Here is a 13,921-nt window from a genome sequence, read left to right as displayed (position 1 = left end):
GCCCGCCTCGCCCTCTAATCGAGCCACAGCCGTCTAGAGGGCTATCCCAATCTTTTTTTCTATCGAAGCCAGTCATTTATGGCTTTGCGGGCTCCCTTGCGCCCGAAAAATGAGGAGCGCTTTATGCCAACTGCAGAAAAGCAGGCCAGCGTGCTACCCAGCCCGGCCAAGAACGTCACCGCCATACCCTCAATGGATAAGAAACACACCACTATCCCGAGTAACGGCTTCAGCGTGCAGTACGAAGAGATCTGGCACGATGGTCAAAGGCTTCGTCCTGGCGTCTGGCTACATAGCACTTGGGACTCTAAGCTCGGCGAGCAGAGCACTCACGAGTGGATTTGCGGCCCTCTTGAGGTGGAGGCCATCACTCGCAGCTTGCAGAGCACCGATTACGGCCGCCTGATCAGTTTCATTAATTTGGACGGACAGGAACGAAAGTGGGCTATGCCGAACCTGCTGCTCGCCGGCAAAAGCGACTCGATCCTCGGCACCCTGCTGACCATGGGCCTGGATGTCTCATACGAACACCGCACGAAAGTCACCGCGTTTATCGCTGGTCAGCGCCCTTCAGCTCGCGTGATTGCGGCAACAGAGACAGGCTGGCATGGCGATAAGTTGTTCATCATGCCGCGCCAGAATATCGGTGAGGGCCAGGCGGTTTACCAGAGCGAAGACGCTACGCAGGACGACTACCGTGTCGGAGGGACGCTGCATGGCTGGCAAAGCAGCATTGGCAGCATGTGCGCTGGCAATCCTCTGCTGCTGTTAAGCATATGCACATCCCTAGCCGGGCCCATTCTTTTTCATGTTCAGATGAAAGGTGGTGGCTTTCACCTAGTCGGAGATTCGAGCACCGGAAAAACGATCGCCACCATTGCCGGTGCCTCCGTTTGGGGACACGGAGAAAAATTCTTACGAACCTGGCTTGCTACCGGCAACGGGTTGGAAGGTATTGCCAACGAGCGAAATGACACCATTTTGGCTCTCGACGAAATAGGCGAAGCAGACGCGCGCGAGGTTGGTGCAGTTGTTTACGCACTAGCTAACGGGACTGGAAAAACGCGAGCCACCCGCAGCGGGTCAGCCAAGAAGACAAAGCGCTGGCGGATCATGCTGTTCTCTACCGGCGAACTGGGTCTAGGTGCCTTTATGGCCGAAGGCGGTCAACGCATCCGTGCCGGACAGGAGATTCGGCTGTTGGATATCTCCGCTTACCGCACTCATGGCGCATGGGACAACCTGCATGGAATGGAAGACGGCAGACGATTCTCGGATGCCATCAGAAAGGGCAGCATGACCCACTATGGCCACGCCGGCCCGGAGTTCGTTCGCAGACTCATTGAAAGCGAGGAATTTTGCCACTTGCCTGATCTGCTGGAGAAATTTCGCGATCAGTACCCGTGCTGCAGCGGCCAGGAAAGCCGAGCTGCTGAACGCTTTGCGCTGGTAGCAATGACCGGCGAACTGGCTATCAGCTTTGGCATCCTGCCCCTGCCGGCCGGTGCAGCCCGTGAAGCGATGCGAGAGCTGTTTGCCTCTTGGCGTGCTGTCAGAGGAGAAGGCCCAAGCGAAAACCGAAAGGTCCTGGACAGCATCAGCAACTTTATCGCCCGCCACGCAGAAACGCGCTTCCAAAGCGCCGCAGTCGGTAGCCCCGCTGTTCGAGATCGGGCTGGTCTGTGGGAAGAGGCCGCTGATGGGAGCCGCTTATACTTGTTTAATCGCTCAGGGCTAGAAGAAGCAGCAAAGGGCTACGATCTGGGGCGCGTAGTACGCGCTCTAGATTCTGTCGGTGCTATTGCCAAGCGTGAGCCTGGAAAAAACCAGGCACAAAAGCGGCTCCCAGAGGGAGGTAAAGACCGCTTCTACTGGATCAACCCCGAGCTCCTTTCGCGTCCCGACTGAACCAAAGCATTTCCACGCGGGACGCGTGATACAAGGGGTACAGGCCCAAGTTATGGGGCTTTTGGCTGTACCGCCCTCCCGAAGGAAGCGGGATACAGGTGGTACAACGCCAGCCTCTTGTACCGCCTGTACCACCCGCCTCCGAGCTGCGAGATACAACTTCAGCCCATGTCAGTCCTGCTTGTCCCCCTTGTCGCACCTGTACCACCGATAACTTCAAAAAAGAATAGAGATTAGCGGTGATCGTGTCCGGCTTGGTTTGCGCTGCATCGGCCTAGTCCATTCCCGAAATCAAACTCACCAGCCGCTGGCCAGCGCCTGGCTTGGGTTAGAATCCCCGGCATTTATGCCATCAGTAACGGCGCCCGCGACGGCGCTCATCAGGGATTCAGCAATGCCCCTCACGCTTCAACAACTGGAACGCCACCTGTTCAAGGCCGCCGACATTCTGCGCGGCAAGATGGATGCCTCTGAGTTCAAGGAATACATCTTCGGCATGCTATTCCTCAAGCGCTGCTCGGACGTGTTTGAAGAACGCTACGAACAGGTGGTTGCCGAGGAACTCAAAGCCGGCAAGAGCAAGGCCGAAGCCTTTGTTACAGCGGAAAACCCGCGCTGGTACAAGCGCGACGGCGGTTTCTGGGTGCCCAGCCATTCGCGCTTCAAGCACCTGGTCAACGAAGCGCACATCAACGTCGGCGATCTGTTGAACAAAGCGCTGGGCGGAATCGAGGAAAACAATGCCTCCCTGGAAGGGGTTTTGGAGCACATCGACTTCACCCGCAAGGTCGGCCAGAGCAAGATTCCCGACCAAAAGCTGCGCCAACTGATCACGCATTTCGGTGAAGTACCACTGCGCAACAGTGAGTTCGAATTCCCCGACCTGCTCGGTGCGGCCTACGAGTACCTGATCGCCGAATTCGCCGATTCCGCTGGCAAGAAGGGTGGCGAGTTCTACACGCCGCGCTCGGTGGTGCGGCTGATGGTTAACCTGCTCAAGCCGACCCTGGCCCACGACATTTACGACCCCTGCTGCGGCTCGGGCGGCATGTTGATCGCCGCCAAGGAATACATCGACGAACACGGCGAAGACGGTCGCAAGGCCAACCTGTTCGGTCAGGAATTCAACGGCACCGTCTGGTCCATCGCGCAAATGAACATGCTGTTGCACGGCATCAGCAATGCCTGGCTGGAGAACGAAGACACCCTGGCCGATCCTCGGCATATCGAAGGTGGTGAGCTACGCCGTTTTGATCGCATCCTCACCAACCCGCCCTTCTCCATCAACTGGGGCCACACCGAGAAAAATGCCGACGGCAGCCTGGCCTGGAACCCGGCCTTCCGTGAGGAACGTTTCCGCTTCGGCGAGGTGCCGCTGGGCTCGAAGAAGGCCGACCTGATGTTCCTCCAGCACATGCTCGCCGTCACCCGCGACGAGGGCATGGTCGCCACCGTACTGCCCCACGGTGTGCTGTTCCGTGGCGGCGAGGAAAAGGGCATCCGCGCCGGCATCATCGAAGAGGATCTGCTCGAAGCTGTTATCGGCCTGCCGGCCAACCTGTTCTACGGCACGGGCATCCCCGCCTGCATCCTGATCCTGCGTCAGCAAAAACAGGACGGCGCCAACCGGGTCAGTAGCAAGCCGACCGAGCGCCAGGGCAAGGTGCTGTTTATCAACGCCGACCGTGAATACTTCGAGGGCCGTGCGCAGAACTTCCTGCTGCCCGAGCACATCGAGAAGATCGCCACCGCCTACAACGAATTCCGCCAGATCGACGGCCTGAGCGACGTGGTGGACATCGCCACCCTGCGTGACAACGACTACAACCTGAACATCCGCCGCTATGTGGACAACGCACCACCGCCCGAACCGCACGACGTGCGCGCCCACCTGCTCGGCGGCGTGCCCAAGACCGAGGTGCAGGCCAAGGCCGCACTGTTCAGCGCCCACGGCCTCGACCCGCTCGACCTGTTCGTTAAGCGCGATGCGCAGTATTTCGACTTCCGTAGCGAGCTGACCGGCCGCTCCGACCTCAAGCCCGCCATCGAAACCAACGCCGGCCTGCAGCTCAAGGAAGCCTCGATACGCGCCGCCTTTGAAAGCTGGTGGCGCGAGCACAGCCCGCGCATCACTGCCCTGGCTGGGAAACTCGACGACAGCGCCGCGCTGGTCAGCCTACGCGGCGAGCTGCTGGCCAGCTTTAGCGAAACCCTGGAGCGCATCGGCCTGCTCGATCCCTTCCAGGTGCGCGGCATCGTGGCCGGCTTCTGGTACCAGAGCAAATACGACTTCCTCGGCCTGATGGCGCGCGGCAGCCAGGGCGTGATGGATGCCTGGCGCACCAGCGTGGTCACCGCCCTGGAAGACAAGGCCAGCAAGCAGAGCCCGCTGGAACACAAGCTGGTCAAGTTCCTGCTCGGGGATTTCGTCGCCGGGCTGGCCGAGCTGGAAGCGAAAAAGGCCGAACTGGAAAGCCAGATCAAGGCCGCCACCCCAGCCAAAGGCGCGGAGGGTGACGAGGCCGACAGCGAGGCGGAAGCCGGCGACGACGAGGAAAACGCCGTTGACGAGGCCCAGCTCAAGGACTGGAAAGCCGAGCTGACCAAGGTGAAGAAACAGCTCAAAACCAAAAAGGACAACTTCGCCAGCCACCTGAACAAGGCCGTTGACGGGCTGGACGAACAGCAAGCCGCCGAGCTGCTGCTGACCATCCTGCACAACGACATGCAGGCCATTGTCGAGCGCTATATCGCCGCCCAGCGCAAGCAGATCGTTGCCGCCTTCGAGAACTGGTGGGACAAGTACCGGGTGACGCTAAACGAGATCGAGCACAAGCGCGATGCGGCGGCGGTAGCGTTGCAGGGGTTCTTGAAGGGGTTGGGGTATGTCTGAAGTGTTCGATAGCTGGCAGGTGACCAATCTCCGTAGCGTCGCTATCTCGGCCACAGATGGCTTCACCGATGGCGATTGGATTGAAGCACCCTACATTACGGGTGAAGGAATCCGACTAATTCAAACGGGAAATATAGGGCGGGCGGAATTTCTCGAAAAAGCCGAATCAAGAAAATACATTTCAAATTCTTCTTTCCGGCTTCTGAATTGCAAGCTAGTCAAACCCGGAGATCTACTGGCCTGCCGACTCGCGGACCCGATTGGCCGGGCTTGCGAAGTTCCTGCCGACATTGGCGATGCAATTACATCTGTCGACTGCACGATCATCCGTGTAGATTCGACCCGTTTTGAGAAGCGATTTGTTCTGCACTGGCTAAATTCTGAAGAGAACTTGAAGCGCGCTTCGGATATGGCGGCAGGCTCAACACGCTCTCGCATCAGTCGCTCAAACCTGGGAAAGCTCCCGATTCCAAATCCCGAGTTGAGTGAGCAAAGCCTGATTTCAAAAGTCCTCGACACCCTCGACACCGCCATCCGCGAAACCGAGACGCTGATCGACAAGCTCAAGGCCGTCAAGCAGGGCCTGTTGCACGATCTCCTGACCCGCGGCATCGACACCAACGGCCAAATACGCCCGCCTCAGAGCAAAGCGCCGCAGCTCTACAAGAAATCGTCGCTGGGATGGATTCCGAGGGAGTGGGAGGTTGAGCCCATTATCAACCTGACATCCAACTCAGTGATCGGACCATTCGGCAGTGATCTTGTTGCTGCCGACTACCGCGACTCTGGGGTGCCAGTGATCTTTGTGCGGGACGTTAAACCGGATCGACTCGTGTGGAAGAGTAACGTCTTCGTAAGTGCCAGCAAGGCACAGGCTTTGGCGGCGCATGAGGTCCGCGCGGGTGATGTCGTTGCCACAAAGATGGGCTTCCCACCATGTGTGGCTGCTGTCTACCCAGAATCTATGCCCAGCGGAATCGTGACGGCAGACATCGTTCGTCTGCGGCCATGTACGGATCGTATCTGCCCTGACTGGATATCGATGTTCATCAACTCTTCAGCCGTCGCCAAGCAAGTCGAGCAGATCACCGCTGGCGTAACTCGGCCCAAGGTTACATTGCGTGATGTTCGGAACCTTCTGATCGGACTACCGCCGATCAAAGAGCAGGAGCGGGTTTTGGATCGATTGACTGCTATGCAATCACGGATTCAGCTTGAAGAAGCCTCACATGAGAAGCTCACTGCTGAGAAAGCCGGCCTGATGGACGACCTCCTAACCGGCCGCGTCCGCGTCACCCCGCTGCTGGAATCTGCGCAACAACCTGCTGCACAAACGGGAGCCTGATATGCCTCATCGCCTGCCGCCCCGCGAAACTCTCACCGTCGAGTTCAAAAGCGACCGCAGAAAGCTGCCGGATACTGACCTGATCGAGGCGCTGGTCTGCCTCGCCAACGCCGAAGGCGGCGAGCTGTGGCTGGGCGTCGAGGACGATGGCACGGCCAGCGGCCTGCATGCGGAGCATCGCCTGCTGGAAGGGTTGGCCGGCATGGTGGCGGCGCGCACGTCGCCATCGTTGTCCGTACAAGCCGAGGCGGTTGAAGTGAACGGCGTGACCGTGGCGCGCATCCGCGTACCCAAGGCCCACGGCGAAGTGGCCACCACTAGCGGGGTCTATCTGCGCCGCCGCTTGAAGCACGACGGCACGCCCGAATGCGTGGCCATGCTGCCCCACGAACGGGCCAGCCGCGCTTCCAGTTTTGGCCTGATCGACGTGTCGGCCCAGCCGGTGGCCGGCGCCACCCTCGCCGACCTCGACCCGCTGGAGCGCGAGCGCCTGCGCCAGGCCGTGCAGCAGTATGGCGGTGACCGCGTTTTGCTGGAGCTGGACGATGAAGCTCTGGATGGCGCGCTGCTGCTTACTGCGCGCCAGGCAGATGGCTCGCGTGTGCCAACTCTCACCGGCCTGCTGCTGGTTGGTCGTGAAACTTCCCTGCGCCAACTGGTGCCCACTCACGAATTCGCCTTTCAGGTGCTGGCCCAGCAGGCGGTGCGCTTCAACGAATTCCGCCGCTTCCCGCTGCTCAAGGCGCTGGACTGGCTGGAAACCAACTTCCGCCCGTACAACCCGGAGGATGAGTTACAGGTCGGCCTGTTCCGCGTGCCGGTGCCCAAGGTCGATATGGGTGCCTTTCGCGAAGCGGTGGCCAATGCGCTGATCCACCGCGACTATCACCGCCTCGGCGCCGTGCATGTGCGGCTTGAGGACGAGGCGCTGGTGGTCAGCAACCCCGGCGGGCTGGTGGATGGCGTGACCCTGGCCAACCTGCTGGTCACCGAGCCGCGCCCACGCAACCCCACTCTGGCGGACGCGATGAAACGCATTGGCGTGGTCGAGCGCTCCGGGCGCGGCGTGGACAAGATCTTTCGCGGCATGCTCAAGTTTGGCCGCCCAGCTCCGGACTACAGCTACACCACGGCGCAGAGTGTCGTACTGCGCCTACCGACCACCGAGGCCGACCTGGAATTCCGCCGCCTGGTGGTCGAGCACGAACGTGCCACCAACACTGAGCTGCCTATCGACAGCCTGATCGCCCTGGCCGCCCTGCGCGCGACCAAACGGGTGTCGGCGGATGAATTGGCTGTGCAGATTCAGCGCGATACCGCAAGCGCCAAGCGCACCCTGGAAGCCCTGACCGAGGCGGGCCTGGTGGAAGCGCACGGCTCCACCCGGGCACGCAGTTACACCCTGTCGGCCAGTTTGTATCAGGCCGGAGGTAACAAAGCGGCTTACACCCGGCAAGCCGGCTTCAGTCCTATTCAGCATGAGCAAATGGTTCTCAACTATGTGCAGCAGCATGGGCAGATCAAGCGGGCCGAGGTGATGGAGCTGTGCCGGTTAAGCGAGGGGCAGGCGAAAGATCTGCTCAAACGCATGAAGGGTAGCGGCGCCCTGGCGTTGCACGGAAGGGGGCCTGCATCGGCCTATCAGCTCCCCGAATAGCCGATCGATCGGACGGATCGGATGGATCGGATGGATCGGATGAAAATCGGATGGAACGGATGGAACGGATGGATCATCCTCTGGTTGGGAATTGCGCCCTTCGGGACCGCGCAGGGGTTATGGATGTTATGGGGGTGTTGCTCCCATAAAGGCCGGATTAAAAGGAGTGGCCTGTGGGTTGGGAATTGGAAGATGTCGAGAAGCCCTTTGTTACGCAGCTGCAAGGTGTGGGCTGGACGTCTGTAGAAGGCAGCCTCGACGACCCGGCACTGACCGGGCGTGGCAGTTTCTCCGAGGTGATACAGGAGGCGCTGCTGCGTGAGCGGTTGCGCGCGCTCAACCTGCGCGACGGCAAACCCTGGCTGGATGATGAGCGACTGTCCGAGGCGGTCGCGGCCATTACCCGCCTGGGTACGGCGAAACTCATTGAAGCTAACCAGAAAGCCACCGAGCTGCTGCTCAAGGGCATCACCGTCGATGGCCTACCGGGCTGGGATGGTGGACGCGGGCAGACCATCCAGTACATCGACTGGGATATTCCAGCCAACAACCGCTTCAGCGTAATCAACCAGTACCGCGTGGACTGCCCTGCCGGTTACGACAGCGGCAAGAAATTCATCGTCCCCGATCTGGTGTTGCTGGTGAATGGCATCCCGCTGGTGGTGGTGGAGTGCAAGAGCCCGTCCATACCCGAGCCGCTGGCCGAGGCGGTGGATCAGTTGCGCCGCTACAGCAACCAACGCAAGGCGGACGCCGAGGTCGAGCACAACGAGGGCAACGAGGCGCTGTTCGCCAGCGTGCAACTTCTGATTGCCAGTAGCTTCGACGAAGCTCGCGTCGGCTGTATCGGGGCCGGCTTTGCCCATTACGCAAAGTGGAAGACGGTAGTCGGCCCGGATGGCAGTTGCAGCGAGCAGGCGGTCGCCGAGTCGCTGGGCAAGGCGAAGCTGTCGGAGCAGGAGCGCTTGGTTGCGGGCATGTTGTCGCCCGCGCATCTGCTCGATCTCATCCGCCATTTCATGCTGTTCATGCAAGTGGGCGGGCAGACCATCAAGACGGTATGCCGTTACCAGCAGTATCGCGCGGTGAGCCATGCCATCAGTCGCCTGAAACGCGGACAAACCCGCGCGCAGCATGGCGAGAGCGACCAGCGTGGCGGCATCGTCTGGCACACCCAGGGTTCGGGCAAGAGCCTGACCATGGTGTTTCTGATGCGCAAGATTCGTACCGATGAACAGCTGCGGCGCTTCAAGGTGATCGTGGTCACCGACCGCAAAGATCTGCAGAGCCAGCTGGCCGCCACCGCCACCTTGAGCGGCGAGCCACCGGAAGTGGCCGCGAATATCGCGGGCGTGAAAGCCCTGGCCCGGCGCAAAGGGCCGGGGCTGGTATTCGCCACCATCCAGAAGTACCGCAACCCCGAGCTGGAAGAAGAAGCCTCCGGTGCCGTTGAGATCGGTGAGATAAATCCGGCTGCCAAGGCGGCTGAAAAACGCGCTCCCTACCAAGGGAACAAGCCGTTTGAAGTGCTCAACACCGACGAGAGCATTCTAGTGCTGGTGGACGAGGCGCACCGCACCCAGGCGGGCGATCTGCACGCGAACCTGCTGGCCGGCCTGCCCAACTGCGCGCGTATCGGTTTTACCGGCACGCCGATCATCATGGGCGACAAGAAACGCACCCATGAGATTTTCGGTGCATTCATCGATAAGTACACCATCCGCGAAGCCGAGGCCGATGGCGCCACGGTGCCCGTGCTGTACGAGGGGCGCACGGCTCAGGGCGCGGTGAAGGATGGGGCCAGCCTCGATGAGCTGTTCGAGGATCTGTTCCGCGAGCACACCCAAGAAGAACTGGAACTGATCAAGAAGAAGTACGCGACCAAGGGCCATATCTTCGACGCGCCGGCACTGATTGCCGACAAGGCGCGGGACATCATCCGGCACTATGTCACCAACATCCTGCCCAACGGCTACAAGGCCCAGGTGGTGGCCTACAGCCGGATAGCGGCGGTGCGTTATTACCATGCGCTGCAGGCCGCCCGCGATGAGTTGCTGGCAGAGGCCGATGCCCTGCCAGCCACCGACAAGGCACTCGACGACGAAGCCCTGTGCCAACGCCCGCCCAAGCTGCAAGCGCGGGTGCAGGCCTGGCGCTATCGCGAGACGCTGCAAGCGCTGGAGTTCGCGCCGATCATTTCCGGGACCAATAACGATCCCTCCGAATGGAAGGTGTGGACCGACGGAGCCAAGCATGAACAGCTGATCAAGCGCTTCAAGAAACCGCTGCACCATGAGCAGCCGGGCAAGGCCGATTCGCTGGCATTCCTGATCGTCAAATCCATGCTGCTGACCGGCTTCGATGCACCCATTGAAGGAGTGATGTACCTCGACCGTCCGATCAAGGAGGCCGAGCTGTTGCAAGCCATTGCGCGGGTCAACCGTACCGGCTTCGGCAAGCGTTGCGGCATCGTGGTGGATTACTACGGGGTCGCCAACCATCTGCGAGAAGCCTTGGCGGCCTATGCCGACGAGGATATCGAGGGCGCGCTGACTAGCATCAAGGATGAGGTGCCGGTGCTGCGTGATCGGCATTTGCGCGTCATCGATGTGCTACGTCGTCAGGACATCGAAAACCTAGAAGACGCTGAAGCCTGCATTGCCGCTCTGGCGGAGGAGAAAGTACGGGCTGAGTTCACGGTAAAACTCAAAGCGTTTCTTGCCTCCCTGGATACCGTGTTGCCGCGTCCCGAAGGCCTGCCGTTCGTCAAGGATGCCAAGCGACTGGCCTATATCCATGCCCGTGCACGCAGCCGTTACAAGGACCTGCCGCAGTTGGGCAAGGACGTCGGCGTCAAAGTCCGCAAGCTGATCGACGATCACGTTATCTCGTTGGGTATCGACCCAAAGATTCCGCCGATCCAGCTGACCGATGCCAATTTCGAGAAGGAGCTGTCGCGCAGCGCCAACGATCGCGCCAAGGCATCGGAAATGGAACACGCCATCCGCTCGCATGTGCGCAAGCATGCCGACGAAGACCCAGTGCTGTACCGCAAGCTCTCGGAGCGGCTGAACGAGCTGCTCAAGTCTCTGGGTGAGCAGTGGGATCAATTGGTGGTGCAGATGCAGAAGATCATCGACGAACTGCGCAGCGGCCAGTTGAGCGAGGAGAACACACCGCTGGACGTGCCGGAGCATTACGCACCGTTCCTGCGCACGCTGCTGGATGTCGTCTGCGCTGAGCGTGATGCGCAACCTGCCGAGCTGCTGCGACTCAAGGATGTCACGGTAGAACTGGTGGATTTGCTGGTCGATGAACTGCAAAGCCACCGTGACATCTGGAGCCCGCGCAAACGCGCCGCCCAGGAAGAACTGGCCGGACAGCTGTTCGATCACCTGATGCGCCTACGCCCGCCGTTAGTGGATACCGACACGGCGGGCCTGCTGGCCGACCGTATGCTCGACCAGGCACGCGCCAACCATGACAGGTTGATGCGGGTGTGAGCAGTCAGACACTGACCGTCGGCGACCTTCAGTTGTCGCTGCGCCGCAGTACGCGGCGCAAGACCCTGCAGATCACCGTCGAGCGCGATGGGGCGCTGACTCTCTCCAGCCCGCCGGACGTGGATGAACAAACTCTGCGGGAATTTGTGGCGGAAAAAACCTTCTGGATTTACTCGCGCCTGGCCGAGAAGGAGCGCCTGCAGCGGGCTATCCCTACCAAGGAATATGTGGATGGTGAGGGCTTTCTCTATCTTGGGCGCAGTTATCGTCTGAAGTTGGTGGACGAGCAGGCTGTACCCCTGAAGCTGACCGCCGGGCGTTTTCACCTGCTGCGCAGCGAGCTGGTACGCGCACGCGAGCATTTTATCCGCTGGTATAGCGAACACGCCCGCGACTGGCTGGCAGTCCGCGTCAAGAATCACCAGGCGCGTATGGAAGTGACACCTGGCGGCGTGCGCGTGCAGGACCTGGGCTATCGCTGGGGGTCATGCGGAAAAGGCGCAGTGTTGTATTTCCACTGGAAAACCATCCTGTTGCCCAAGCACATCGCCGAATACGTTGTTGTGCATGAGATGGTGCACCTGCACGAGCCGCACCACACCCCGGAGTTCTGGCTACGCTTGGAGCGCGCCATGCCCGATTACACCCAGCGAAAGAGCTGGCTGGCCGAGCATGGCATCGAGGTGGAGGGGGTTTGAAGCTCTTCCCCTGGATGGGAAGCTTTTCCCTACCAGGGATAAGGGCTACACCGGAGCCCGCAGATACTCATAGAGTGTGGCCCGGCTGATGCCGAACTCGCGAGCCAGCGCGGCTTTCGGTTCGCGCGCTTCAACACGACGCCGTAGCTCTTCGAGCCGGCTGTCACTCAGCGCTTTTTTCCTCCCTCGATAGACTCCGCGCTGTTTCGCCAGGGAAATACCCTCGCGTTGCCGCTCACGAATCAAAGCCCGCTCGAACTCCGCGAACGCCCCCATGACTGAAAGCAGTAGGTTGGCCATCGGCGAATCCTCCCCGGTGAAGGCCAGCGACTCCTTCACGAAATCGATGCGTACTCCCCGCCCGGTGAGCTGCTGCACCATGCGCCGCAAGTCATCGAGATTACGAGCCAGACGATCCATGCTGTGCACGACCAGCGTGTCACCCTCGCGCACGTAACTGAGCAACGCTTCGAGCTGCGGGCGCTGTGTGTCCTTGCCGGAGGCTTTGTCGATGAATACCTTGCTCACCTGAACGCCTTCGAGTTGCCGATCAGGGTTCTGGTCGAGCGTACTGACCCGTATGTAGCCGATCCGTTGTCCGTGCATGTTGCCTTCCCAGCGAAATGTGTATGGCTGAGATTTTAAAGGCAGCCGGACAGATGCCAAATTACTGGAAAACCGACCCTATCCAGACAGACTTTCGCTGCGTTTCGGGGTGTCAGGTTAGGGTATACGTCAAGCAGTCACTGAGTTGCGGCTATCGGCTAGGAGCGGACGCTCACAGGTTGAAGCGCTTAATCCATACCCGACCATAGACACACTATCCAACGATTACGTAGCCTCGGAGCAGGTCTTGTCGCTTCTGCTCCATGATACATTGTCACGTTTCAGACGTTCAACTGGGTCAAGGGGTTACGCAGGGTCAAGGGAACGTTATGCAACAGAAGTGGCGTAATAAATTATGCCACTTCTGTTGCCTACTTATAGTTAGCTCTCAATTGGAGGTTTCTGTGCTGGCCGGAGCAAATAACCAGAATTTGTACCGTGAGTACTACGAGCTCATCCAAAGCAGCGAAGCCAAAGAAGCCTACAACTACCTAGTCGGTTGGGCAGCATCGCTCAGAAGCCATGATTTCTTTCCCGGCAGCCACGGTGTAATCAAAGACTTCAGGTTTATGCGTGGCGCCGACTGGGACTTTGCATTTATACCAAACCAGAAATGGCTGCTTTTCTACTTTAGAAAGCCTTGCCTAAACTCTGAAAAATTCTCGAAAACCCGGGTATTAGAAAGCTTTCCAAACGCCACAGAAAATAACGCCGGCGAACTCACAATCAGAGTTTCCACGCTTGAAATGGCAGTCCGGCTTGCCGCGTATATTGATAGCTAACAATTGGTTCAAGTCGTTCGCTTCGCTCTGGTGAGGCAGGCACTTTCTAACAACTGGTTCAAACCGCTCGCTGCGCTCACTGGGACGGCTTAAAGCCGATAACAGTCATCAATGTACGCAGCGCGTGCCCGGCGCTAGTCTCACCGCACCACCATCAACTCATCCCACCTCGTCGTATACCGCTGGCTCATCATCTCCCGCTTCATCGACCACTCCGCAGTGGCGGGAATGCGCCCGAGGCGTACCGTTCCCCTGCCCTCTCGCGCATTAATTTGATCGACCACGGCCATCAGTCGATCGGCACCTAGGCGCGGGGCGGCGGCGAACAGGTCACCAGTGAATTCGCCTCGCTGCCGCAGATCCATCAGCAGCACCTCGGCTTTGCTGTAGGCGTAGCCATGCCGGTAGATCGCTTCAAGCCCGCGCACGGCTGCAGCGGCGAGCACGCGAGTGTCGTCGGTCGGGTACGGCAGAGGGTAAGCGTTCATTCCAAGACATCCTGCCATCCCGCTGACTTCCGCCCTAGAGT

Annotated in this window: 9 protein-coding genes; 7 read left to right on the top strand and 2 right to left on the bottom strand. The window is 59.8% G+C overall.

Features of this window, described 5'->3' with window-relative positions:
• Positions 1–123: 123 nt before the first annotated feature.
• From RT582_RS00045 to RT582_RS00020, 6 genes are all read left to right on the top strand, one after another.
• A complete protein-coding gene (locus RT582_RS00045) occupies positions 124–1,908 on the top strand; it encodes a DUF927 domain-containing protein (RefSeq protein WP_312726497.1) in 1,785 nt (594 codons plus the stop codon).
• A 394-nt stretch (positions 1,909–2,302) separates the two neighbouring features.
• On the top strand, positions 2,303–4,801 hold the full coding sequence (locus tag RT582_RS00040) for a type I restriction-modification system subunit M (protein WP_312726499.1): 2,499 nt from the start codon (positions 2,303–2,305) through the stop codon (positions 4,799–4,801).
• Positions 4,794–6,146, top strand: coding sequence for a restriction endonuclease subunit S (locus RT582_RS00035; RefSeq protein ID WP_313476083.1), 1,353 nt, complete (start codon positions 4,794–4,796; stop codon positions 6,144–6,146). Before RT582_RS00040 ends, RT582_RS00035 begins: the two co-directional genes overlap by 8 nt.
• A 1-nt stretch (position 6,147) precedes the next feature.
• Positions 6,148–7,803 (top strand): ATP-binding protein, encoded by a 1,656-nt coding sequence (locus RT582_RS00030; RefSeq protein ID WP_312726504.1) that lies wholly within the window; start codon positions 6,148–6,150, stop codon positions 7,801–7,803.
• A gap of 173 nt (positions 7,804–7,976) precedes the next feature.
• Positions 7,977–11,306: a type I restriction endonuclease subunit R gene (locus RT582_RS00025; RefSeq protein ID WP_312726506.1), complete on the top strand. Its 3,330-nt coding sequence runs from the start codon at positions 7,977–7,979 to the stop codon at positions 11,304–11,306.
• The gene (locus RT582_RS00020) at positions 11,303–12,004 is read left to right on the top strand and encodes a M48 family metallopeptidase (protein WP_312726508.1); all 702 of its coding nucleotides are present in this window, start codon (positions 11,303–11,305) and stop codon (positions 12,002–12,004) included. Before RT582_RS00025 ends, RT582_RS00020 begins: the two co-directional genes overlap by 4 nt.
• A 45-nt stretch (positions 12,005–12,049) precedes the next feature.
• Here RT582_RS00020 and RT582_RS00015 read toward each other — a convergent pair whose 3' ends face one another.
• Positions 12,050–12,610 (bottom strand): recombinase family protein, encoded by a 561-nt coding sequence (locus RT582_RS00015; RefSeq protein ID WP_312726510.1) that lies wholly within the window; start codon positions 12,608–12,610, stop codon positions 12,050–12,052.
• A 404-nt stretch (positions 12,611–13,014) separates the two neighbouring features.
• Between RT582_RS00015 and RT582_RS00010 the strand changes: the two genes are divergently transcribed.
• Positions 13,015–13,392 (top strand): hypothetical protein, encoded by a 378-nt coding sequence (locus tag RT582_RS00010; protein WP_044316362.1) that lies wholly within the window; start codon positions 13,015–13,017, stop codon positions 13,390–13,392.
• Between the two features lie 140 nt (positions 13,393–13,532).
• Here RT582_RS00010 and RT582_RS00005 read toward each other — a convergent pair.
• Positions 13,533–13,921 (bottom strand): DUF4113 domain-containing protein (locus tag RT582_RS00005; protein WP_313476081.1); only part of this gene is annotated, 389 nt, incomplete at its 5' end.

The sequence above is a fragment of the Stutzerimonas kunmingensis genome (assembly GCF_032106285.1).
Lineage (GTDB): Bacteria > Pseudomonadota > Gammaproteobacteria > Pseudomonadales > Pseudomonadaceae > Stutzerimonas > Stutzerimonas kunmingensis_B.
This window is presented reverse-complemented; position numbering and strand designations above follow the sequence as displayed.

What these genes read in the sequence shown, in the direction of transcription:
- RT582_RS00045 (WP_312726497.1), top strand. Translation starts at nt 124, where the DNA reads ATGCCAACTGCAGAAAAGCAGGCCAGCGTGCTACCCAGCCCGGCCAAG.
- RT582_RS00040 (WP_312726499.1), top strand. Translation starts at nt 2,303, where the DNA reads ATGCCCCTCACGCTTCAACAACTGGAACGCCACCTGTTCAAGGCCGCC.
- RT582_RS00035 (WP_313476083.1), top strand. Translation starts at nt 4,794, where the DNA reads ATGTCTGAAGTGTTCGATAGCTGGCAGGTGACCAATCTCCGTAGCGTC.
- RT582_RS00030 (WP_312726504.1), top strand. Translation starts at nt 6,148, where the DNA reads ATGCCTCATCGCCTGCCGCCCCGCGAAACTCTCACCGTCGAGTTCAAA.
- RT582_RS00015 (WP_312726510.1), bottom strand. Translation starts at nt 12,610, where the DNA reads ATGCACGGACAACGGATCGGCTACATACGGGTCAGTACGCTCGACCAG.